Below are 20,850 nucleotides of genomic sequence, written 5' to 3'. Positions count from 1 at the left end.
CCTCATTCAGCCGCCGGCCGGGGGCGGAACCGGGCGAAGGAACCGGATCAGGATCGTCCGGAGGATCGCCTGTTCGGCGGCCAGATCGAGGTCCGGGTCGAGGCTCGCCCGCGAGATGATCGCGTCGAGCAGTCCGGCGACCCAGCCGGCGGCCGCGCGCGACGGGAGACCCGGGTCGATCAGCCCGGCGTCGTCGGCCCGCTCGACCAGCACGGCCAGGCCGTCGCGGAGGGCACTGTCGTTGCGGTGGATCAGCTCCGCGAACTCGTCGTCGCGGGCGGCCTGCGCGGCGGCCTCCAGCACCAGCCGGCCGACGGCGGGGTGCGCGAGCTGGCCGGCCAGCTCGGCGACGACGTCGAGCAGCGCGGCCCACGGGTCGTCGGCCTTCGCCGCGGTTTCGAGGCGGCCGGCCGTCTCGACGGCGTCGTCGGTGAAGATCGCCGTGAACATCGCGCGCTTGTTCGGGAAGTAGTGGAAGAGGCTGCCGGAGCTGATGCCCGCGGCCCGGCAGATGTCCGCCGTCGTCGTCCGCTCGAAGCCCTTCTCGGCGAAGCAGCCCGCGGCGGCGTCGACGATCGAGGCGCGCTTGGCCGCGTACTTGGCCGGGTCGACCGTCCTCATCGCTCGACCGGCGGTTCGTCGCGCCAGGGGTAGCCGTGCTCGGCGAAGGCGGGCGCCAGCTCGTGGTTGCGCAGGTCGGTCTTCTCGCGAGCGATCTCCCGGCCGTCCGTCGTGCGCAGGACGAGCTCCTTGCCGTCGAGGTAGACGGCTTCGAGGTCGGCCTCGATGCGCCGGGTCTTGTCGCCGCGGACCAGCGTGACCCGGGTCGGCGACACCGTGACGACCAGCCGCTCGGCCGCCCAGACCACCGCGAACACCAGGCCGAGCACGAGCCCGCCGGCGACCGCGGCGAGCGTCGCCCACGGCTGCGGCAGTTTCGTGAGGACCTTGAACACGCCTTGGAACGGGAAGGCGTCGAGGCCGCTGACCCACGCGGCGACGGCCCACACGCCCACGCCGAGCGCGCCGCCGGCCAGCGGGCAGCCGATCCAGGACGCGGTGCGCAGCCACGACGGCTCGTCGACGGTCGTCTCCATGCCGCCTATTATTAGACCGCGTACTCGGTTTATGAAAGCCGGGGCTCAGACCAGCTCGTCGATCACCCCGCGGAGCACGGCTTCGAGTCCGGGGCCGTCTTCGGCGAGGCGGGACGAGACGAGCAGCTGGTCGTCGGCCGTGCGCAGCCAGATCGACCCGGCGACGGAGATCTCGATGACGTTCAGCCGGAACGGGTAGGCGCGCCGCCCCAGCCGAACCTCGGCCTCGCGCACCAGCTGGCCGAGCCGTTCGCCGGCCACGATCTGGCGCCGGTAGAAACCGGGCGCCCACGGCGTGCCGCCCGACGGCTCGCCCGCCCCGCGCAGGGCCGGCCCGCGCGCGTTGGCGAAGTGGCGGGCCGCGGCCGGGCCGAAGACGTCGAGCGCCTGCCGCATCGCCGACCCCTGCGCGAGCGCGGGCCTGCCGTAGCGGGTGCGCGGGCTGCGGGGGTCCGGGTCTTCGCGGTTGCGGAGGAAGGCCAGGAGGTCGACCCACCAGTCGGCCCACTGCGCCTGGACGGCCGCGCGATCGATCCCGGGCGGGACGTGCACCGGGACCTGCGGCTCCACGGGCGGCAGCACCTGTCCTTCGGAAACGGACAGCGCCAGGGCGTCACGGATGTACAGCGCGACGTCGATCTCGTTCTCGCTGCTCCAGCCGGCTCGCCACGATGTCGTGTTTTCTAGGCGCACGAGTCAACAGTACGCGGAAAAGCCCGCCTACCAGCACAAGTCGGCAAGGTGAAACAAGCTCACCCTTCGCGCACCTGTTGCCAGATCAAGAAGTACGCCCGGTGCACGACGTGCGCGACGCGGCTCTGCGCGGGCGTCGCGCCGAAGGACGCGAAGGACCGCCACCAGCCCGCGCGTTCGAGCGCGTGCGCGGCCAGCTCCGATCGCGGCGCGCCGGGCTTGCCGAGCTGCGCGCCGATGTCGGCGTTGCTGCCCACCCGCAGCACCTCTTCCGACAGGTCCTCCGGCATGTCGACCGCGCCGGAGGCGACCAGCGTCAGGGCTTCGAGCAGCCGCAGCTGGTGGGCCTCGGGCTTGGCGAGCAGGACCTCGATGGCGTCGTGGACGCGCTGGCGCTCGGCCGGGTCGGCCGAGGCGTGCGCGAGCGCGGTGACCGACGCGAGGGCGGCGGCCGCCTTGATGCCGTCGGCGCGGGCGGCGAACACGATCGACAACCGCTGCCGCACGGCTTCCAGGCCCGACGCGTCGAGCAGCGAGCGCCGCAGCGAGCCCGCCGTGATCTCCGGTTCCTTGCGGATGGCCTCGACGGCGTGCGAGACGCCGAACAGGTCGAGCTTCTCCAGCAGCCGCAGCCGCGTGCCCGACGGGACGTCGCACTCCCAGCTGGTGAAGATGTCGGCCGAGATCAGCATGGTCTGCAGGACGTCGTCGTCGAGGTCGGCGAGCTGCCGCAGCGCCTCGGCGTCGGCGGAGGTGAACCCGCCGGACTCGGCGGATTCGGCGATCAGGCCGATCACCGGGAGCACGTCGGCGACACGCGGCTTGAGCGTCGACGCCTGCTTCTCCGAGAGGATCGTCGCGGCCTTCCAGATGTCGCCGTCCGCGCCTTCCACCGACTCCGGCGCGATGGTGTCGGCCTTGTTCAGCACGGCGATGGCGTTGACCGGGCCGGCCTCGCGGCTCGCGGTGGCCGCGGTGAAGGCGGCGAGGGCCTGCTGGTCGTCGGCGCGGACGCCCTGGGTGACGACGTAGAGGACGGCCTCGGCGCCGGCGACGGCGTTGCGTGAGGTGTCGTCGAGCTCGTCGGAGCCTTCGTCTTCTTTGCGGTGCTTCGCCGCGCCCAGGAGCTGCTCGGTGCGAGACACCGAAGCGGCGTCGAGCGAGCCGAGGCCGGGGGTGTCGATCACCGTCATGCCCTGGAGGACCGCGTTGGTCAGGTACGCCTCGATGTGCGACACCGTCGTGATGTCGACGCCCAGCTCGGCCGGGATCATCCCGTCGGAGGCGAAGGGGAGCACCTGCTTGCGGCCGTCGGTGAAGACGATCTCGACGCGGTCGACCGTGCCGTACTGGAACCGGGTCACCAGCCGCGTGCACTCCCCGATGTCGGTCGGCGCGACCCGGCGTCCGATCAGCGCGTTGACCAGCGTGGACTTGCCCGACTTGATCCGCCCGGCGACGGCCACCTGCAGCGGCGCGCCGAGCCGGCGCAGCACCTCCGCGAAGCCGGCCGCGGTGCGCGCGGAGACCTGCGACTGCAGGCGGTGACACAGGTTGGCCACCGACTTCGACAGCGGGCCCGCGAGCCGGCCCTGCTCCGGTGACGTCACGGCCCCCAGCCCTCCCGTCGTACGGACAACCCCGTGAATCGTGCCATGTCCCTCATCCGCAGGTCGCACCGAAGGTGGTACCGGCGACCGACGCGCGTCTTCCACCCCGCGACCTAGTGTTGTGTGGTGCGACGGCTGAGCCTCTGGATGCGTGCCCACCCCATGGCGGGCGACACGGTGCTGGCCGTCCTGCTCGGCCTCGTCGACCTGCTGCTGTTCGTCGCCGACCAGTTCACCGAGCTGCCGGAGCTGCCGCCCTGGTACGTGGCCGTGCCGATCAACATCGCGATGGTCGCGCCGCTGGTGTTCCGGCGGAAGTCGCCGCTGTGGTCGGCCTACGTCGTGCTGGTCGTCAGCACCGTGCACGCGACGCTGATGCTCGGCATCGGCAGCGCCGCCGGGCTGGCGATGAGCATCTACTCGGTCGTCGTCTACGCCGGGCGCCGGCAGGGCATGGTCTTCGTCGGCGCGGTCATCGTCTCCTCGGCCGTGCAGCTGGCGCTGGAGCCGCCGGACGACGAGCTCGTCATCACGATCCTGTTCCTCGCGTTCGGCATCGCCCTGTGCTGGACGCTCGGCGAGTTCGTCGGCGCCCGGCGCGCCTACGACGTGGAAGTGGAGGCCAGGTTGCACCTGCTCGAAACCGAACGGGACCAGGCCACCCGGATCGCGGTGGCCGAGGAGCGCGGGCGGATCGCGCGCGAGCTGCACGACGTCGTCGCGCACGCGGTGAGCGTCATGGTGGTGCAGGCCGACGGCGCGTCGTACGCGATCCAGAGCGACCCCGAGCTCGCGCAACGGGCCGTGCAAACGATTTCCGAAACGGGCCGCGGCGCGCTCGGCGAGCTGCGGCGCCTGCTCGACGTGCTCCGCAGCGACGACGCCGACGGCGAGCCCCGCGTCCCGCAGCCGGACGCGCACGCCCTCGCCGAGCTGGCCGACCGGATGCGCACGTCCGGGGTACCGGTGGAGCTGGAGACCGACGACCTCGGCGACCTGCCCGCCGGCGTCTCGCTGGGGATCTACCGGATCGTCCAGGAGTCGCTGACCAACACGCTCAAGCACGCCGGCCGCGGCGCGACCGCGGCGGTGCGGGTGCACCGCACCGGCGACCTGGTGGAGGTACTGGTGTCCGACGACGGCGCGGGCCGCGTCCCGCAGCTGGCCGGTTCTCCGCAGCGCCTCCCGGGCGGCAACGGCTTGATCGGCATGCGCGAGCGCGCGCACGTGTACGGCGGGACCCTGGACGTGGGTCCGGCTCCGGGTGGTGGGTGGCAGGTCCGCGCGGCGCTGCCGGTTAGGTTGGACAAGTGATCCGTGTCGTGGTCGTCGACGACCAGGAACTGATGCGCGTCGGGTTCCGGATGGTGCTGGGCGCGCAGGCCGACATCGACGTCGTCGGCGAGGCCGGCGACGGCGCGCAGGCGATCGAACTGGCTTCGCGACTGCGGCCGGACGTCGTCCTGATGGACGTCCGGATGCCGGTGCTCGACGGCGTCGAGGCGACCAAGCGGATCGTCGCCGCCGGCACCGCGCGCGTGCTCGTGATGACGACGTTCGACCTCGACGAGTACGTCTATTCGGCGTTGCAGGGCGGGGCGAGCGGGTTCCTGCTCAAGGACACCCAGCCCGGCCACCTGGTGTCGGCGCTGCGAGCGGTCGCGTCGGGCGACGCGGTGGTTTCGCCGTCGGTGACGCGCCGGCTGCTCGACCGCTTCGTCGGCACCGGCGGTGCGCCGATGCGGGACACCGCGGAGCTGGACGTGCTCACCGACCGCGAGCGTGAGGTGCTCGTGCTGATCGCGAAGGGCATGTCGAACCTGGAGATCGCGGAGTCGCTGTTCCTCTCCGAAGCGACGGTGAAGACGCACGTCGGGCGGATCCTGGCGAAGCTGGAGCTGCGGGACCGGGTGCAGGCCGTGGTGCTGGCCTACGAAACCGGCCTCGCCCGCCCCGGCCTCGCCTGAGTTCTCAAGCCGCACTTTCTCTAGGAAAGATGCGCTCAGAGGCCGCCCGGACGCATCTTTCCTAGAGAAAGTGACGCCTGGACGGCCGCGACCACTCGCTTCGGATCACCGTACAAGTCAGCCTTGGTGACGATCACGAAGCGCCATCCCTCGGCCTCGATCGCGGCGCGGCGCTGCGCGTCGAGGCGCGGCTGGATCCCGTCGAGATGCCACTCGCCGTCGTACTCGACAGCCAGCTTCTGCGCGGGGAATGCCAGGTCAAGACGGCCGAGGAAACCACCTGACGCCGTGACGACGTCGACTTGGACCTCGGGCTTGAGCCCGGCGACGGTGAGCCACACCCGCAGCTCGGACTCGGGCACGCTCTCCGCGCGCGCATTCGCCAGCGCGACCGCTTTCCTGGCTCGCACCATTCCGTTGTCGCGACGCGGTCTGAGATAACGATGCAGCTCAGCCAGGTCCACCAGCCCGCTGCTGAGAAAGGCGTCGAGGTAGCCGACGGTCCGGGGAAGCGAACGATGAAGCCTGGTGTTCGTGGCAACGTCCAACGCGAGCCGCAGAGGCGTGGCGAGCTGGATGTCACCCCACGGCTCGCTGTCGATCACCCGGCTGGTCCGCCGGATGTGCAGTCCGGCCTGCCGGTCGAACTGCAGGTTCTCGGGCACGACGAATTCGACCAGGTCCTGCGGACCGACCAGCTCAAGGCCCGAGATGGCCGCAGCCGAGCACCCGGTCAGAACGGCGTAACTCGGTGCGAGCAGAGCAGCAGCCCTGCACCGCACCGAGTGCGTGACTTCAGTCGTCGAGGCGATGTAGACGTTCCGGAACAAGCGGGTGAACGACGGAGACCGCAAGTCGCACAACGTCAACACGTCTTCGGCCACTGCCCGGCTCCCGACGAAGGGATCGGCGAAGTCGACCAGGTCTCTACTGCGAAGGCGAACCACCCGTCAAATCTGCGTCACACCACCGACGAACAGCGCTACCGAAGATCAACTACGGCTGAGTTGTCCACATCCCCCGAAATCCCTCCACAACCTCGCATCTTTCCTAGGGAAAGTGCCGTCTTGGGGCCCCGACCCGCCACTTTCATAGAGAAAGTGGCGGTTTGGGGCTAGCGGTAGTTGGTTGGTGGGGTTGTTGCTGGGTCCTTGCCCGCGTGGCGGACTTCTGTCAGCCAGCGGCCGAAGTCCGGGCGGTCGCCGTCGATGTCCGTGTAGTCGTACTCCTTCATCAAGGTCCAGGACGCCAGGGTCTGGCCGGCGAAGCGGGACACCTCGGCGTCTTGGGCCAGGGCCGCCACGCCGCGGGCCAGCAGGTATGGCGTCTCGGAGATCTTGAAGTCGACCGGGGCCAGCTTGCCCACCGCGTCGCGCCAGTTTTCCTCGGTGACCTCGAAGTGGTCCAGCATCGACTCCGACCGCAGGAAGCCCGGCGTCACCGCGAGGCCGACGCAGTCGTTCTTCTTCAGCTCCACGCCCAGCGCCCGGCCGAGCGCGCGGATGCCGCACTTCGCCAGGTAGTAGGGGAGACCCGCGCCGACGTAGTCGTCGTTGTCGCCGTCGGTCACCTCCAGGACCAGGCCGCGGCGGGCCACCACCAGCGGCAGCAGCTTGTGCAACGCGATCAGGTGCGTGTCGAGCGCGTTGTGCGTCAGGTTGAGCGCGTCTTCCAACGGCGTCTCCCAGAACGGCGCGTCGAAGTGGAAGTACATGTCACCGCCCCAGACGTCGTCGACCAGGATGTCGATTCCGTCCACTTCGGACTCGATGCGTGCCTTCAACGCGTCCACATCGGACACCGACGTGAAGTCGCAGCGGACGACGACCGCGCGGCCGCCCGCCGCTTCCACCAGTTCGCCCGTCTCTTCGATCGTCTCCGGGCGCTTCAGCGGTGACGCCGATTCGCGCGTGGTGCGGCCGGTGACGTACACCGTCGCGCCCGCGCGGCCCAGCTCCACCGCGATCGCCCGTCCGCAGCCCCGGGTCGCCCCCGTGACGACCGCGACCTTTCCCTTCAAGCTCATGAATCCTCCCGTCCCCGCCACGCGGAAAGCACCGCGTCGACGTCCTCCGCCAGCCGGTCGGCCAGCCGCCCGTGCGGCCGGATCGACCAGTCGATCGACACCCCGTTGATGACCCCGAGCACCGCACGGGCCGCCCGCGGCACGCTCGGCGCGTGCGGCAACGACGACGACGCCGCCCGCACCAGCCGCCGCAGTTCTTCTTCGACCGCCGTGAAGTGCTCGCCCAGCAGCGACCGCAGCACCGGGTCGCCGATGTCCACGCCGAGCTGACCCAGGTGGTTCGCCGCCTCTTCGGCGTCGCCCAGCACCGCGTAGACCGACACCGCCGCGTCGCGCAGGCCGTCGACCGGGTCGCGCGCCTGCTCGGCGCACGCCCGCATGTGCTCGACCGCCCGCCGTGTGGCCCGCCGGCTCATCTCCTGCAGCAGGCCGCTCTTCGAGCCGAACCGCTGCGCGACCGTGCCGACCGAGGCGCCCGCCTCCGAAGCCACCTGCGCGAGCGTGAAACCGGGACCACAGCGGCCGATCACGGTCTCCGCCGCACTCAGCAGCCGTTCGTCGGTGATGCTCCTCGGCCGCGCCACGCCATTATTGAACCACAGTTCATTAATGACCGCGAATCAGGGTCGGGTCAGGGTCATCACCCATCGCGCATCGGCCGAAGAGCCAGCAAGGTACTACTCAGGTAGGGGGGCCGGTTAGGCCTGCAGGGTGACGCGCGAACCGCCCCCGACCCGCGACGATGAACGCGTCGTAAGCGAGGGGCGGAAGAGGAGCAGTCATGATCGAGGCAACCGGCCTCACCAAGCGGTACGGAAAGACACTGGCGGTGAACAACCTGTCGTTCTCCGTGGCCGCGGGTCAGGTCACCGGCTTCCTCGGCCCGAACGGGGCGGGCAAGTCCACCACCATGCGCATGATCCTGGGCCTGGACAACCCCACGGGCGGTCAGGTCACCATCGGGGGCAAGAAGTACCACCAGCTCAAGGAACCGCTGCGCACGGTCGGCGCGCTGCTCGACGCGAAGTGGGTCCACCCCAACCGCTCGGCGCGCGCCCACCTGCAGTGGATGGCGAAGTCCAACCGCATCCCGGTGAGCCGCGTCGACGAGGTGCTCGACACCGTCGGCCTGACCAACGTCGCGGGCAAGCGCGCCGGCGGGTTCTCGCTCGGCATGTCGCAGCGGCTCGGCATCGCGGCCGCCCTGCTCGGCGACCCCGAGGTGCTCCTGTTCGACGAGCCGGTCAACGGCCTGGACCCGGAGGGCATCCTCTGGATCCGGAAGTTCATGCACCGGCTGGCCGAGGAAGGCCGCACCGTCTTCGTGTCGAGCCACCTGCTTTCGGAAATGGCGCTGACCGCGAGCAACCTCGTGGTGATCGGCCGCGGGGAGCTGATCTCGCAGTCCTCCACCGAGGACTTCGTCTCCCGCGCCGCGGAGAACACCGTCAAGGTGCGCTCGCCGCAGCTGGCCGAGCTGCGCGACGCCTTGCAGCGCGCCAGCGCCGGGGTCGTCGAGGAGGCGAACGCGCTCGTGGTGTCCGGGATGGACAGCGACAAGATCGGCGAGATCGCCGCGTCCAACCGGATCGTGCTGCACGAGCTGAGCCCGCAGACCGGCTCGCTCGAGCAGGCCTTCATGCAGATCACCGGCGACTCCGTCGAGTACCACACCGGTCTCGACGCCGAGGCGCAGCACGTGCTCGAGTCCGCCAAGTAACCGGGGAACCCAAGATCATGAACCTGCTCGCGGTAGAACGCATCAAGCTGTTCAGCACCCGCTCGCCGTGGTGGTGCGCGCTCATCACCCTGGCCCTGACCATCGGCTTCGCCGCCATCATCGCCGGCGCGACGCCGGCCGACGCGCAGCTCACGCTGCCGGCCACCCAGTTCGGCGGCTCCCAGTTCGGCATCGCCGTCGTCATGGTGCTCGCCGCGCTCGCGGTGACCACCGAATACCGCTTCAACACCATCCGCACCACGTTCCAGGCCGTGCCGCACCGCTCGCCGGCGCTGGTCGCCAAGGCGATCGTCGTCGCGCTCGTGGCGCTGGTCATCGGCGAGATCGCCGCGTTCGGCGCGCTGGGCCTCGGCATGCTCATGCGGCCGAACGACGACCTCGGCCTGCACACCGCGCAGGACTGGATGAACGTCGCGGGCCTCGGCCCGGTGTTCGCCCTCAGCGCCGTGCTCGCCGTCGCGCTCGGGATCCTCATCCGGCACAGCGCCGGTGCGATCGCCCTGCTGCTCATCTACTACTTGGCCGTAGAGGAGCTGGTGCAGCTGATCCCGAAGGTCGGTGCCCACATCCACGAGTGGCTGCCGTTCAACGTGGCGAACAAGTTCCTGCGCGGCTCGGCGGTCGTCGACGGCCCCCCGCCGTCGGACTCGCCGCTGAGCCCGGGCTGGGCGCTGGCGTACTTCGCCGGCATCGCGATCGTGTTCCTGCTCGTCGCACTCGGGGTTGCGAAGAAGCGGGACGCATAAGGGGGATAAGGGGAGAGAAACGGGAATCCGGGTCGCGCTGTCGGGGGGCGACCCGGGTTCCCGTTTCTCGGTAGTCTCCTCAGGTGATCGAAGCGAACGCACTGACCAAGCGGTACGGGGCCACCACCGCGGTCAACGAGCTGACGTTCACCGCGCGGTCGGGGCGCGTCACCGGCTTCCTCGGCCCCAACGGCGCCGGCAAGTCCACGACCATGCGCCTCGTCCTCGACCTCGACAAGCCCGACGCGGGCACGGTCCTCGTCGACGGCGTCCCGTACCGGCAGCTGAAAGATCCACTCCGGACGGTCGGCGCGATGCTGGACGCCACCTGGCGCCACCCCGGCCGCAGCGGGCGCGACCACCTGCGCTGGCTGGCCGCGACCAACCGGCTGCCCGAGAAGCGCGTCGACGAGGTGCTCGCCCTGGTCGGGCTGACCAGCGCCGAGGGACGCCGCGCCGGGCAGTACTCGCTCGGCATGCTCCAGCGGCTCGGCATCGCCTGCACCCTGCTCGGCGACCCCCGCGTGCTCCTGTTCGACGAGCCGGTGAACGGCCTCGACCCCGAGGGCATGGCCTGGATCCGCCGGCTGCTGCACGCGCTGGCCGCCGAGGGCCGGACCGTCTTCGTCTCCAGCCACCTGCTGCCCGAGATGGCGCAGACCGCCCAGGACCTGGTCGTGATCGGCCGCGGCAGGCTCATCTACCAGGGCACGATGGACGACTTCGTCGCGCAGACGAGCCAGCACGGCGTGCGCGTGCGCACCCCGCACGCCGACGAGCTGCGTGCCGCGCTGACCGGGCAGGCGGAGTTCACCGAAGACGGCGGCGCGTTCGTGGTGTCCGGAATGGACAGTGACCGGATCGGGCAGCTCGCCTTCGACGCGGGAGCGACGCTGCACGAGCTGAGCCCGCTCACCGGCTCCCTGGAGCAGGCCTACCTCGACCTCACCCGCGAGGCCGTCGAATTCCCCACTGTGTCTTCGCCGGAAGGCGCCCGATGATCACCAACCTGCTGCGCGCCGAGCGCATCAAGCTCTTCAGCACCCGGGCGCCGTGGTGGTGCCTGGCCCTCGCCTTCGCCGCGCCGCTCGGCTTCACCGCGCTGTTCTTCGCGCTGGCCGGGCCGGAGATCCCGCCGACGGTCGGCAACACCCAGCTCGCCAGCGGCAACGGCCGGACCGTGCTGGTGGTCCTCGCGATCCTCGCGACGGCGTCGGAGTTCAACTGGGGCACGATGCGGCTGACGTTCCAGGCCGTGCCGAGCCGGGTGCCCGCGCTGCTGGCGAAGGTCGCCGTCGTCGGCGTGGTCGGCGCCGGGCTCGGGCTGCTCGTCGGCTTCGGCTCGTGGGGCCTGGCGACGCTGGTGGCGCCGGACGCCGACCTCGCGCTGCATTCGGGCGCGGAGTGGCGCTCGGTGGTCGGGCAGAGCCTGGTCTTCCTGCTCGCCGCGGTGGCCGGCGTCGGCGTCGCCCTGCTGCTGCGCAGCATCGCCTTCGCGCTGACGGTGGTGCTCGTGTGGACGCAGGTGCTGGAAGGCGTGGTGATCTTCATCCCCGGCGCCGGCAAGCACATCTACCAGTGGATGCCGTTCCACGCGGCCGACCAGTTCGTCGGCGCCGGCGGGTTCGGCACGGGTCCGCTGCAGCTGCCGCCGGCCCCGTTCGGCCCGTGGGGCTACCTCGGTTACTTCGCGGCGATCTGCGTTGCCCTGTTCGTGGCCGGGGTGCTCGTCACGGCCCGGCGCGACGCCTGAGCGTGATCGCGCTCTCATTACCGCAAGATTTCGTGTTAACAAAAGATGAAGAGGCTGTGGCTTCTCTCACAGGCACCGGACATAATGCTATGACCAGGCAATATTCGTAAGAGAGCGCACCGGAACCGTCTGAACTCCCCCTGGAGGTGAATCTTGACGGTGGACACCGGGCAAGAATTGGGTGGCACCATTCCCCGAGCTCGCGTCGAAGACGACGTACCCCGGCTCGAACCCATGCTGGACCTCGAGTGGTCGCGGGCGATCGATCTCCCGCAGACCGCCATGGCGGCGACGACGCCGGCCGAACTCCGCCGGGCGTGGGTGCACCGCGCGCCCGAAGACAGCGTCCTGGCCCTGTTCCGCGCCTCGGCCGGGATGGCGGGACAGGTGCCCGCGCCGTGGTGGCTGCGGGCGGTTGCCGACGGCACCCTCGATTCCCGGGAACAGGGTTTCCGCGTCGAGGACCGCATCGCGCAACTGCTCGGCAGGCGCCCGGGGTGGGAATTCGTCCCGTGGGCCGCGGACGGCGAATCCGGCTACTGGGAGTTCATCCCGTCCGAACGCGGGAAATCGGGACACGCGATTCCCACGACGGTGCTGAACACCGACCGGCACCCCGGCTGGATCGACGTCCTCCCGGCGCACAGCGGGCCGACGCCGGACCCGATCGCGATCGCCGGGCTCGCCGGGCTGCGGTCTCGTCTCGGGGAGCTCGAAGCAGTTCGTTGATCCCTCCACACCCCGCCACCACCCTCAACGGCGGCGCCGCGCGCCCAGCTACATTCCATGGGTGGAAAACGAGGACCAGCCCCGGCTGCGCAGTGTCGTCAGCTACGTGAAGCGCGGCGGCCGGATGACCGTCGGGCAGCAACGAGCATGGGACGAGCTGTGGCCGAAACTCGGCCGCACCGTCGGCGAGCTGCCCGACGGGAAGCTGGACTTCGCCGCGTGGTTCGGCCGTGAGGCGCCGGTGCTGGTCGAGATCGGCTCCGGCATGGGCGAGACGACGTCACAGCTCGCCGCCGCGGCACCGGAGCTGAACTACGTCGCGGTCGAGGTCTACGAGCCCGGCCTCGGGCAGCTGATGCTGCGCGCCGAAAAGCTGGGCGTCGAGAACCTGCGGCTGCTGCACGGCGACGCCGTCGTGCTGCTGACCGAACACGTCGAGCCGGACTCGCTGCACGGTGTCCGGTTGTTCTTCCCGGACCCGTGGCCGAAGAAGAAGCACCACAAGCGGCGGATCGTGTCGCCGTCGTTCGCCGCGCTCGTGGCGTCGCGGCTCGCGCCCGGCGGCACCTTCCACCTGGCGACCGACTGGGAGAACTACGCCGAGCAGATGCTGGAGGTCTGTTCCGCGGAACCCGCCCTGAAGAACCGGTACGACGGCTGGGCGCCGCGGCCGGAGTGGCGGCCGGTGACGAAGTTCGAGCAGCGCGCCGACGTCGAAGGCCGCGTCTCGCACGACCTGATCTTCGAGAAGCGTTAGAGACGCTGAAGGGGACCCTCCCCGGATCCCCGCGGAGAAGGTCCCCTTCAGCTCACTACCCCCGGTGCTCGCCCCTCCCCCGACAGAGGGGCGAACGTCCTATTCCTCGGCCAGCGGCTCCGCCTGCACCCGCTTGAGAGCGGGCGTGCAGACCGACGCGCCGAGCAGGGCCACGCCGACCCCGAGCACCACCGGCGCCAGGAGCCACGGACTCAGCACGATGCCGCCTGGGTCGACCATGCTGTACAGCCCAACACCGACCAGTACCCCGACGATTCCCGCGCCGATGGTGGCGACCAGCGCGGGCAGCGCGGCCTCCATCCGCAACGCCCTCGCCAGCACCCGCACCGGCGTGCCGGCGGCCATCAGCGCCCCGAACGTCCGGCGGCGGTCCATCACCGACCCCGCGGTCGCGACCGCGGCACTGCAGCCGGCCAGGATCCCCGCCGCGACCAGCCCGATCACCGTGACGCGGCGCAGGTCGCCGAGCTCGGTCTGCTGGTTGAACAGGTACTGGTCGCGGCTGCCGACCTCCGCGCCGGCGGCCGGGCCGGCCAGCGCCGTCCGGACGACCTCGCGGTTCGCGTCGGTGGTCGGCGCGACCACGGTGACGTACTTCGGCGTGACGCCTTCGGGCAGCGCGGCCGGGTCGATGACGAGCGAGCCCGAGAGGTCGGGGTCCGGAAAGTGGACGGCTTCCACCCGCGTGCCCGACTTCGGGGCCGCGCCCGGCGCGTCGTAGTCGCCGGTGAGCTTGTACTGCGCCAGGTCGAGCGCCGAGTCGCCGTAGATCGCCGGGCCGCCGGCGGCGCACATCTCCGGCGTGATGCCGAACCGGGTCAGCTTGACCGCGTCCGCACAGCTCATGACCAGGCCGCGCTGGAGCGAGCGGTTCCGGCCGTCGCCCTTGGCGAGGTAGATCTCGCCGACGGCGACCGCCTTCTCGGGCTGGCCGTACTTCTGCAGGGACGCGTTGGCCTGGTCGACGATCCTGCCCGCATGCTGGGCGTCGGTGTCGACGTAGAGCACGGAGTCCTGGAAGGACCGCCCGCCGCCGGCCATCGACTCGAACGTCGGCAGCAGCGTCAGCGCCATCGACCCGGCGAACACCGCGAGCACGATCCCGGCGGACGCGCGGTAGGCGCTCTTCGGGTCGTCACGCAAACGGCGTCCGGCGAGCAGCGAGGACGGCCGTCGCCAGATCCGGACGAACGTGCCGCCCACCGCCGACGTCACCCACGGCCCGACGATCGCCGCCGAGCCGACCAGCAGGAACAGCCCCGCCATGACCATCGTGATGCCGCCGGAGTCCTTCGCCGTCGTCACCGCGACGAGGAAGAACAGCCCGGCCGCGGGCAGCGCCAGCAGCCGCCACCAGTGCAACGGCTTCTTCGTGTGGCCGCCGGTCGCGAAGAGCGGGTTCTTGAGCACGCGGCGCAGGCCGAGGATGCCGGCCAGCACCACGAGCACCGGGATGGCCACGACGATGAACACCGTCAGGCCGACCGGCAGCGCGAAGTCGGACGCCAGCCAGGTGCCGCCGGCCCACGGCACGAACGACGCGAGGCCGTGCAGCGCCGGGCTGATCAGCAGGCCGAGCACGGCGCCGACGCCCGCGGACAACGTCGTCTCGGCGGCCACCATGTTCGTGACCTGGCCGGGCGTCGCGCCGGCCAGCCGGATCGCGGCGAGCCGCCGCTCGCGCCGGGCCGCGGTCAGCCGCGCCGACGACGCGACCAGCACCAGGCTCGGCACCAGCAGCACGATGATCCCGACCCAGGACAGCAACGTCAGCAGGCCGTCCGCGCTCGCCTTCCCGCCGGGCAGCGCCTCGATCGGGTAGGAGTTCTCCGGCATCGCGTCCGGCGTGTGCCCGACGAGCGCGACGAGCTGCTCCGGGAAGCGGAGGCCGTCCTCGCCGAGCGCGCCGACGGGCTTGCCGAACCGGTCGCCGAGCTGGTCGGCCGGGTGCGCCTGCAGCAGGCGCCCGAGCGCCGGCGACACGACGGTCTCGCCCGGCCCCGGCAGCTGCGGCACCCCCGGCGGCAGCGCGATGGATCCCGGCGTGGTGCCGCCGGTCAGCGCGACGTCGACGCGCACGATCTCCTGCCCGTCGAAGTAGTCCTTGGCGGAGTTGAAGAGGATCTTCCGCGGGCCGTCGAGCTGGTAGCCGGAGTGGTGTTCGCCCTGCCAGAGGGCGCGCTGCTCGCGGTGCTGCGTGGCGAACGGCAGCGTCGCCAGCAGCAGCACCAGCCCGGTCGCGACGGCCACCCCGATCGCGGTGAGGATCGCCGACGTCCGGGTCCGCCGGTCGACCTTCAGCACCCGCAGGGCGATCTGGAGCGAGTTCACGCCGCCTGCCTCGTCGCGATCAGGCCGTCGCGGATCGCGACGGTCTTCGGCATCGACTCGGCCAGCTCGCGGTCGTGGGTCACCACGAGCACCGCGGCGCCCGTCTCGTGGGCGGCGCCGAGCAGGGCGTCCATCGTGTCGCGGCCGGTGCGCGTGTCGAGCGCGCCGGTCGGCTCGTCGGCGAAGATCACCTTCGGCCGGTGGGTCAGCGCCCGCGCGATCGCGACGCGCTGGGCTTCGCCGCCGGACAGCTCGCCCGGGCGGCGGCGCTCCTTGCCGGCCAGGCCGAGGCGCGAAAGCCACAGGCGGCCGGCGTCGATGGCCTCCTTGCGGCCGAGCCCGGCCAGCAGCGAAGGCAGCGCGACGTTCTCTTCGGCCGACAGCTCGGCGACCAGCATCCCCGACTGGAAGACGAACCCGAACTCGGTGCGGCGCAGCTCGCTGCGCTTCTTCTCGCCGAGGTGGTCGATCCGCTGCCCGGCCAGGAGGATCTGCCCGTCGTCGGCGCGGAGGATCCCGGCGAGGACGTGCAGCAGCGACGTCTTGCCGGAGCCGGACGGCCCGACGATGGCGACGGCGTCGCCCGGCTGGATGTCGATGTCGATGCCGGCCAGGGCGTACTGCGCGCCGTAGCGCTTCACCAGCCCGCGGCCGGACAGCACCGGGCCGTTCGTCCACTGTGGAGTGTTCGGGTCCACGAGGTTCTCCCTGTCGGTTCGGATCCTGCTCTGCCCTTTGTCACCAATCAGCCGGCCGGATTGGTGACAGCGATGAGCTTCGCGGAGAGCGGGGGGTGTCCACTTCGGGCAGACGGCCAGTCACGCGCCGCGGCGCATCGGCCGATCGGCCGAGGGAGCGCGGGCCACTCGGCCAAGGTGCGAACGCGGCCGGATCCTCTAACGTCACGTTGTGACCGCCGCGCCCCCGCCGAACAAGCTCTACGCACGCACCGCCGCCCTGGTGCGGCGCATCGGTGTGCCCTCGGCCGTCCTGTTCGCGGCCCTGCTCTTCGACATCGTCTTCACGACGCAGGCGGCCCTCGACGACCACGGCCCGAAGTTCGTCGACTTCGGCCTGCTCCCCGGCCTGTTCGCGATGACGGCGTGCGCGGTGTGGGCCCAGAAGCGGGCCGCGGTCGCCGGCGTGACCGGGGCCGGCGTGCTCGTGTTCTCCACGCTCTTCATCCACGCGTTCCGCATCCCGCCCTACTCCAGCGTGCTGCCGAAGGTGACCATCACCGAGGTCGTGGCCGGTGTGCTGATGGTCTACTTCGTGGCGCGCCGGGCCCGGGCGGGCGTGGCGTTCTGCGTGGTCGGCGTCCTGGTCGTCGGGTGCCTCGTCGCGGTCTTCGGCCGGTACCGCGGCGTCGGCGACATCGACGGCGGCACGGCCACCCAGGCGCTGGTGTTCGGCCTGCTGCTGCTCGCCGGAGCGGTGGTGCCGGCCATCACGCTCCGGGACCGCAGCCCGAAGGCCGATCCGCGGACGCGGAAGCTGCAGCGGGTGAACGAGCTGGCCATGGGCCAGTGGCCGCTGATCGGCCTGCTCGGGTTCGCGCTGCTGTTCGAGTTCGGCTACACGTATTCGAGCAACGCCCGCGGGTTCCCGATCCTGTTCTGCTCGCTCGTCGCGGCCGTCATCGCCGTGCTGTCGCCGCGGCGGCCGGCGGACGCGCTCCTCGGCATCGGCGGGATCCTGCTGGTGTCCGCGGTCGTGACGCCGTTCCTGCACCTGCGCTACGACTACCCGATGCCGGGCGGGGTGCCGTTCGTGCAGGTCATCGCCGCGATGGGCGTGATCGTCAACCTGACCCGCGCCCGCGGGCTGAGCCAGTCGTGGCCGCGGATCGGCCTGCTGTCGGCGGTCGTCGCGCTCGCCGCGATCCTCAACTCGGACCGGCCCGAGGGCCTGGAGACCGATCCCCAGCAGCTGTCGATCCTGGCCTTCGCCGCGGCACTGCTGCTCGGCATCTCGATCGCCGTCGGCCTGATGCTGCGGTCGCGGGACTCCGAGCGCACCACGGTCGTCCAGTCGGCGGTGGCCGACGCGCAGACCGCCGAGCGGATGGCGCTGGCCCGCGAACTGCACGACGTCGTCGCCCACCACGTCACCGGCATCGTCGTGCAGGCCCAGGCCGCGCGGATGATGGCCGAGCAGAACCCGCAGATCGCGGTCGAGGCGATGGGCCGGATCGAGAACGCCGGCGTCGAGGCGCTCGCGGCGATGCGGCGGCTGGTCCGCTCGATGCGCGGTGACGCGCCGGCCGGGACCAGCGAGTTCAGCGAGCAGGCCACCACGGACCTCGGCGCCGACCTGCGGAAGCTGGTCGGGAGCGCCAACCACGGCGTGCCGACGTCGATGCACCTGGACCTGCCGCCGGACCTGCCGCACGAGGTCGGCCGCTCGGCGCTGCGGCTGGTCCAGGAGTCGCTGACGAACGTCGGCAAGCACGCCTCGGACGCGACCGAAGCGTTCGTCTTGGCCGAAGTGAACGGTGACGAGCTGCACCTGCGGGTGACGGACAACGGGCACGAGACCGCGCGACGGCCGGCCGGGGGCTCGGGCGGCTACGGTCTGGTCGGGATGCGCGAGCGCGTCGCACTGCTCAAAGGACGGCTGTCGGCCGGGCGCGGCCCGGACGGTGGCTGGCGGGTCGAAGCGTGGCTGCCGCTGGCCGCCGGGGAAGGGGACGAGTGATCCGGGTACTGATCGCCGACGACCAGGAGATGGTGCGGATGGGGTTCCGCATGATCCTGGACGCGCAGGAGGACATCGAGGTCGTCGCCGATGTCGCCGACGGCGTCTCGGCGGTGTCGAAGGCCCGCGAGCTGCGCCCGGACGTCTGCCTGCTCGACATCCGCATGCCCGGCCTCGACGGGCTGGAGGTCACGCGCCAGCTGGCCGGACCGGACGTGAGCGACCCGCTGAAAGTCGTCGTGGTCACGACGTTCGACCTCGACGAGTACGTGCACACGGCGTTGCGCAACGGCGCGCACGGCTTCCTGCTGAAGGACGCGGGCCCGGCGTTGCTGATCGAAGCCGTCCGCGCGGCCGACCGCGGCGACGCGCTGGTCTCGCCGCAGATCACCATCCGGCTGCTCAAGCACTTCGACGGCGGCACGGCCCGGTCGCAGGCGGTGCCGCCGTCCGAGCCGCTGACCGCGCGGGAGATGGACGTCGTCCAGGCGGCGGCGCGCGGGCTGACGAACACCGAGATCGGCGCGGAGCTGTTCCTGTCGCTGTCCACGGTGAAGACGCACCTCGCGTCGGTGCAGGGCAAGATCGGTGCGCGCAACCGCGTGGAAATCGCCGCCTGGGCGTGGCGGAGTGGAGTCGTGTCGTAATCGAGGGTGCGTAGTATCCAGAGATGCAACGCCGTTTCCACGCCCCTGTCGTTCTCCCCGCCGACGCGTCTTGTTCGCTCCTGCGTGACGCGGTCGTCGATGTGGACAGCGATGGGCGCATTTCCCACTGCGGACCGGCGGCCACCGCCCCCGAGTCCGCCGCACCGGTCACCACCCTGACCGGCATCCTGCTGCCCGGCCTGGTCAACACGCACGCGCACAGCCCGATGACGCTGCTGCGCGGCATGGGCGGCGACCTGCCGCTGCTGCCCTGGCTCAACGAGATCATCTGGCCGGCCGAAGCCAAGCTGCGGCCGGAGGACGTCCGCACCGGCATGCTGCTGGGCTCGGTCGAGATGCTGCGCCACGGCGTCACGACCAGCGCCGAGATGTACTTCGAAGGCGAGCAGCTGGTCGACGCGGTCCTCACGACGGGCGGCCGGGTGCTGGTCGCGCCGCCGGTGATGGAGCTGCCGGGTCTCGACTGGCGTGCGCAGCTGACGGCGATCGAGCGCTGGATCGACACGGACGGCCTCCGCTTCGGCCCGGGCGACCGCATCGAGCTGGGGTACGGCCCGCACTCGGCGTACATGCTCTCCGAAGAGGGGCTGCGCGCGACGGCGGAGTCGGCGGCTTCGCGCGGTGCGCTGGTGCAGATCCACATCGCCGAGGCGGCTGCCGAAGACACGGCGGTCCGCGCCGCGCACGGTTCGGTGCCGGCGCTGCTTCGTGAGTTGGGCATGCTCGACGGCCGGGTGCTGGCGGCGCACGCGATCCACCTGTCGGATGCGGATATCGCGCTGTTCGCTCAGTACGGCGTCGGCATGGCGCACTGCCCGGGTTCGAACGCCAAGCTGGCTTCGGGCATCGCGCGTGTCGCGGACCTGCGGGCGGCGGGGGTCGCGGTCGGTCTCGGCACGGACGGCCCGGCGTCCAACGACGACATCGACCTGTGGGAGGAGCTCCAGCTGGCGGCGATGTTCGCCCGGCTGGCGACCGGCGATTCGACGGTGCTGACGGCTTCGGACGTGTTCCTGCTGGCGACCCGGGGCGGGGCAGCGGCGTTGGGCCGTGACGACATCGGGGCGCTCGAGCCCGGCCGGTGGGCTGATCTGGTGCACATCGACCTGGACGACCCGGCGTTCGCGTGTGGTGTGGACGTTCCGGACGTGCAGCTGCTGTCGAACCTTGTCTGGGCGGCGGGGTCTCGGCGGGTCCGGGACGTGTGGGTCGCGGGCGAGCAGGTCGTGGCCGATGGGGAGTCGCTGCGGGTGGACCGGGCGAAGGTGCAGGCCGGAGTGGCCGAGACGGCCGCCCGCCTGCGCGCCTAGCGGGGGCGGAGGACGACCTCTGTCGGGTGGGCGTCCGGGGTGGCTGACACCGCCGTCACCACCGCGGTCGCCACCGAGTCCGCCTTCAGCAGGTGCGATGTGTCGTAGTCGCGGCCCTCGCCCTTGAAGATCTCCTGCTGCATCTCCGTGTCCGTGCGGCCGGGGTAGACCGACGTCACGCGGATCTCGGGCTCCTCCTCACGCAGGGCGTCGGCGAACGCGCGGACGGCGAACTTGCTCGCCGCGTACGGGGACCAGCCCGGGCGGGCGTTCAGGCCCGCGCCGGAGTTGATCACGACCACGTGGCCGCGGGCGGCGCGCAGGGCCGGGAGCAGCAGGCGGGTCAGCTCGACCACCGCCAGGGTGTTGACCTCGAAGTTGTCCCGCCACGCCTCGGCGGACGCGTCCTCGACCCGGCCCAGGCGCGCGACGCCGGCCGAGTGGACCAGGACGTCCAGCGAGGCGATGTCCGCCACGGCCTCGGCGAGCGACGCGGGGTTGGTCAGCTCGACCGGCCACGCCTTCGCGCCCGGGAGCTCCTTCGCCAGCGCGGCCAGGGCAGTCGCGTCCCGGCCGCCGAGGAGGAGGCGGTGGGTCGGGGCCAGCTGGTGCGCGACCGCCGCGCCGATGCCGCGCGAGGCACCGGTGACGAGGGCGAGGGGAAGATCCGTCATGCCCCCACCGTAACGACCGGGCGGCGGCGC

At 71.4% G+C, this 20,850-nt stretch carries 21 protein-coding genes; 11 read left to right on the top strand and 10 right to left on the bottom strand.

What is annotated here, in order from left to right:
* Positions 1-6: 6 nt before the first annotated feature.
* Genes ACZ4TR_RS01700 through ACZ4TR_RS01685 form a run of 4 tightly spaced genes read right to left on the bottom strand, consistent with a single transcriptional unit; the run spans position 7 to position 3,400 of the window.
* Positions 7-621 (bottom strand): TetR/AcrR family transcriptional regulator, encoded by a 615-nt coding sequence (locus tag ACZ4TR_RS01700; protein WP_465285322.1) that lies wholly within the window; start codon positions 619-621, stop codon positions 7-9.
* Positions 618-1,097 carry a YqeB family protein gene (locus ACZ4TR_RS01695; protein ID WP_465285321.1) on the bottom strand — a complete coding sequence of 160 codons (480 nt, stop codon included), beginning with the start codon at positions 1,095-1,097 and terminating at the stop codon, positions 618-620. The genes ACZ4TR_RS01700 and ACZ4TR_RS01695 overlap by 4 nt, the downstream gene beginning before the upstream one ends.
* Positions 1,098-1,142: 45 nt before the next feature.
* Positions 1,143-1,790 (bottom strand): hypothetical protein, encoded by a 648-nt coding sequence (locus ACZ4TR_RS01690; RefSeq protein WP_364510225.1) that lies wholly within the window; start codon positions 1,788-1,790, stop codon positions 1,143-1,145.
* Positions 1,791-1,849: 59 nt separating this feature from the next.
* Positions 1,850-3,400 (bottom strand): dynamin family protein, encoded by a 1,551-nt coding sequence (locus tag ACZ4TR_RS01685; RefSeq protein ID WP_465285320.1) that lies wholly within the window; start codon positions 3,398-3,400, stop codon positions 1,850-1,852.
* Between the two features lie 147 nt (positions 3,401-3,547).
* Between ACZ4TR_RS01685 and ACZ4TR_RS01680 the strand changes: the two genes are divergently transcribed.
* Both ACZ4TR_RS01680 and ACZ4TR_RS01675 read left to right on the top strand, forming a co-directional pair.
* On the top strand, positions 3,548-4,714 hold the full coding sequence (locus ACZ4TR_RS01680; protein ID WP_465286261.1) for a sensor histidine kinase: 1,167 nt from the start codon (positions 3,548-3,550) through the stop codon (positions 4,712-4,714).
* The gene (locus ACZ4TR_RS01675; protein WP_364510222.1) at positions 4,711-5,367 is read left to right on the top strand and encodes a response regulator transcription factor; all 657 of its coding nucleotides are present in this window, start codon (positions 4,711-4,713) and stop codon (positions 5,365-5,367) included. The genes ACZ4TR_RS01680 and ACZ4TR_RS01675 overlap by 4 nt, the downstream gene beginning before the upstream one ends.
* A 35-nt stretch (positions 5,368-5,402) precedes the next feature.
* Here ACZ4TR_RS01675 and ACZ4TR_RS01670 read toward each other — a convergent pair whose 3' ends face one another.
* From ACZ4TR_RS01670 to ACZ4TR_RS01660, 3 genes are all read right to left on the bottom strand, one after another.
* Positions 5,403-6,251: an endonuclease domain-containing protein gene (locus tag ACZ4TR_RS01670; protein ID WP_465285319.1), complete on the bottom strand. Its 849-nt coding sequence runs from the start codon at positions 6,249-6,251 to the stop codon at positions 5,403-5,405.
* A 230-nt stretch (positions 6,252-6,481) separates the two neighbouring features.
* Positions 6,482-7,393 (bottom strand): SDR family NAD(P)-dependent oxidoreductase, encoded by a 912-nt coding sequence (locus ACZ4TR_RS01665; protein WP_465285318.1) that lies wholly within the window; start codon positions 7,391-7,393, stop codon positions 6,482-6,484.
* Positions 7,390-7,977, bottom strand: coding sequence for a TetR/AcrR family transcriptional regulator (locus tag ACZ4TR_RS01660; protein ID WP_465285317.1), 588 nt, complete (start codon positions 7,975-7,977; stop codon positions 7,390-7,392). The genes ACZ4TR_RS01665 and ACZ4TR_RS01660 overlap by 4 nt, the downstream gene beginning before the upstream one ends.
* A gap of 197 nt (positions 7,978-8,174) precedes the next feature.
* On the opposite strand from ACZ4TR_RS01660, the gene ACZ4TR_RS01655 reads away from it, so the two are divergent.
* From ACZ4TR_RS01655 to trmB, 6 genes are all read left to right on the top strand, one after another.
* Entirely contained in the window at positions 8,175-9,113 is a 939-nt protein-coding gene (locus tag ACZ4TR_RS01655; protein WP_364510211.1) for an ABC transporter ATP-binding protein, read from the top strand.
* Positions 9,114-9,130: 17 nt separating this feature from the next.
* Positions 9,131-9,880 carry an ABC transporter permease gene (locus ACZ4TR_RS01650; RefSeq protein WP_364510209.1) on the top strand — a complete coding sequence of 250 codons (750 nt, stop codon included), beginning with the start codon at positions 9,131-9,133 and terminating at the stop codon, positions 9,878-9,880.
* 83 nt (positions 9,881-9,963) lie between these two features.
* On the top strand, positions 9,964-10,881 hold the full coding sequence (locus tag ACZ4TR_RS01645; RefSeq protein WP_465285316.1) for an ABC transporter ATP-binding protein: 918 nt from the start codon (positions 9,964-9,966) through the stop codon (positions 10,879-10,881).
* Positions 10,878-11,633: a hypothetical protein gene (locus ACZ4TR_RS01640; RefSeq protein ID WP_465285315.1), complete on the top strand. Its 756-nt coding sequence runs from the start codon at positions 10,878-10,880 to the stop codon at positions 11,631-11,633. Before ACZ4TR_RS01645 ends, ACZ4TR_RS01640 begins: the two co-directional genes overlap by 4 nt.
* Before the next feature lie 177 nt (positions 11,634-11,810).
* On the top strand, positions 11,811-12,362 hold the full coding sequence (locus tag ACZ4TR_RS01635; RefSeq protein WP_364510799.1) for a hypothetical protein: 552 nt from the start codon (positions 11,811-11,813) through the stop codon (positions 12,360-12,362).
* Between the two features lie 61 nt (positions 12,363-12,423).
* Complete coding sequence (gene trmB, locus ACZ4TR_RS01630; RefSeq protein WP_465285314.1) at positions 12,424-13,119, top strand: tRNA (guanosine(46)-N7)-methyltransferase TrmB; 696 nt, start codon at positions 12,424-12,426, stop codon at positions 13,117-13,119.
* A gap of 99 nt (positions 13,120-13,218) precedes the next feature.
* Here the strand turns inward: trmB and ACZ4TR_RS01625 are convergent, their stop codons facing one another.
* A complete protein-coding gene (locus ACZ4TR_RS01625; RefSeq protein WP_465285313.1) occupies positions 13,219-15,471 on the bottom strand; it encodes an FtsX-like permease family protein in 2,253 nt (750 codons plus the stop codon).
* Positions 15,468-16,169, bottom strand: coding sequence for an ABC transporter ATP-binding protein (locus tag ACZ4TR_RS01620; protein WP_155548218.1), 702 nt, complete (start codon positions 16,167-16,169; stop codon positions 15,468-15,470). The genes ACZ4TR_RS01625 and ACZ4TR_RS01620 overlap by 4 nt, the downstream gene beginning before the upstream one ends.
* A 211-nt stretch (positions 16,170-16,380) precedes the next feature.
* Between ACZ4TR_RS01620 and ACZ4TR_RS01615 the strand changes: the two genes are divergently transcribed.
* Genes ACZ4TR_RS01615 through ACZ4TR_RS01605 form a run of 3 tightly spaced genes read left to right on the top strand, consistent with a single transcriptional unit; the run spans position 16,381 to position 20,146 of the window.
* Positions 16,381-18,168, top strand: a complete 1,788-nt coding sequence (locus tag ACZ4TR_RS01615) for a sensor histidine kinase (protein WP_465285312.1) — start codon at positions 16,381-16,383, stop codon at positions 18,166-18,168.
* Positions 18,165-18,815 carry a response regulator transcription factor gene (locus ACZ4TR_RS01610; protein ID WP_364510191.1) on the top strand — a complete coding sequence of 217 codons (651 nt, stop codon included), beginning with the start codon at positions 18,165-18,167 and terminating at the stop codon, positions 18,813-18,815. Before ACZ4TR_RS01615 ends, ACZ4TR_RS01610 begins: the two co-directional genes overlap by 4 nt.
* Before the next feature lie 23 nt (positions 18,816-18,838).
* Positions 18,839-20,146 (top strand): amidohydrolase family protein, encoded by a 1,308-nt coding sequence (locus tag ACZ4TR_RS01605; protein WP_465285311.1) that lies wholly within the window; start codon positions 18,839-18,841, stop codon positions 20,144-20,146.
* Here ACZ4TR_RS01605 and ACZ4TR_RS01600 read toward each other — a convergent pair.
* On the bottom strand, positions 20,143-20,820 hold the full coding sequence (locus ACZ4TR_RS01600; RefSeq protein ID WP_465285310.1) for an SDR family oxidoreductase: 678 nt from the start codon (positions 20,818-20,820) through the stop codon (positions 20,143-20,145). The genes ACZ4TR_RS01605 and ACZ4TR_RS01600 overlap by 4 nt on opposite strands.
* Positions 20,821-20,850: the final 30 nt, after the last annotated feature.

This window comes from Amycolatopsis sp. NPDC028719, from assembly GCF_055565395.1.
Note: the sequence above shows the minus strand (reverse complement) of the source record. Positions and strands in the feature narration are given on the sequence as shown.

Excerpts from the sequence above, each read along its gene's own strand:
- ACZ4TR_RS01700 (WP_465285322.1), bottom strand. The coding sequence starts at position 621 with ATGAGGACGGTCGACCCGGCCAAGTACGCGGCCAAGCGCGCCTCGATC.
- ACZ4TR_RS01695 (WP_465285321.1), bottom strand. The coding sequence starts at position 1,097 with ATGGAGACGACCGTCGACGAGCCGTCGTGGCTGCGCACCGCGTCCTGG.
- ACZ4TR_RS01680 (WP_465286261.1), top strand. The coding sequence starts at position 3,548 with ATGCGTGCCCACCCCATGGCGGGCGACACGGTGCTGGCCGTCCTGCTC.
- ACZ4TR_RS01665 (WP_465285318.1), bottom strand. The coding sequence starts at position 7,393 with ATGAGCTTGAAGGGAAAGGTCGCGGTCGTCACGGGGGCGACCCGGGGC.
- ACZ4TR_RS01655 (WP_364510211.1), top strand. The coding sequence starts at position 8,175 with ATGATCGAGGCAACCGGCCTCACCAAGCGGTACGGAAAGACACTGGCG.
- ACZ4TR_RS01650 (WP_364510209.1), top strand. The coding sequence starts at position 9,131 with ATGAACCTGCTCGCGGTAGAACGCATCAAGCTGTTCAGCACCCGCTCG.
- ACZ4TR_RS01640 (WP_465285315.1), top strand. The coding sequence starts at position 10,878 with ATGATCACCAACCTGCTGCGCGCCGAGCGCATCAAGCTCTTCAGCACC.
- ACZ4TR_RS01605 (WP_465285311.1), top strand. The coding sequence starts at position 18,839 with ATGCAACGCCGTTTCCACGCCCCTGTCGTTCTCCCCGCCGACGCGTCT.
- ACZ4TR_RS01600 (WP_465285310.1), bottom strand. The coding sequence starts at position 20,820 with ATGACGGATCTTCCCCTCGCCCTCGTCACCGGTGCCTCGCGCGGCATC.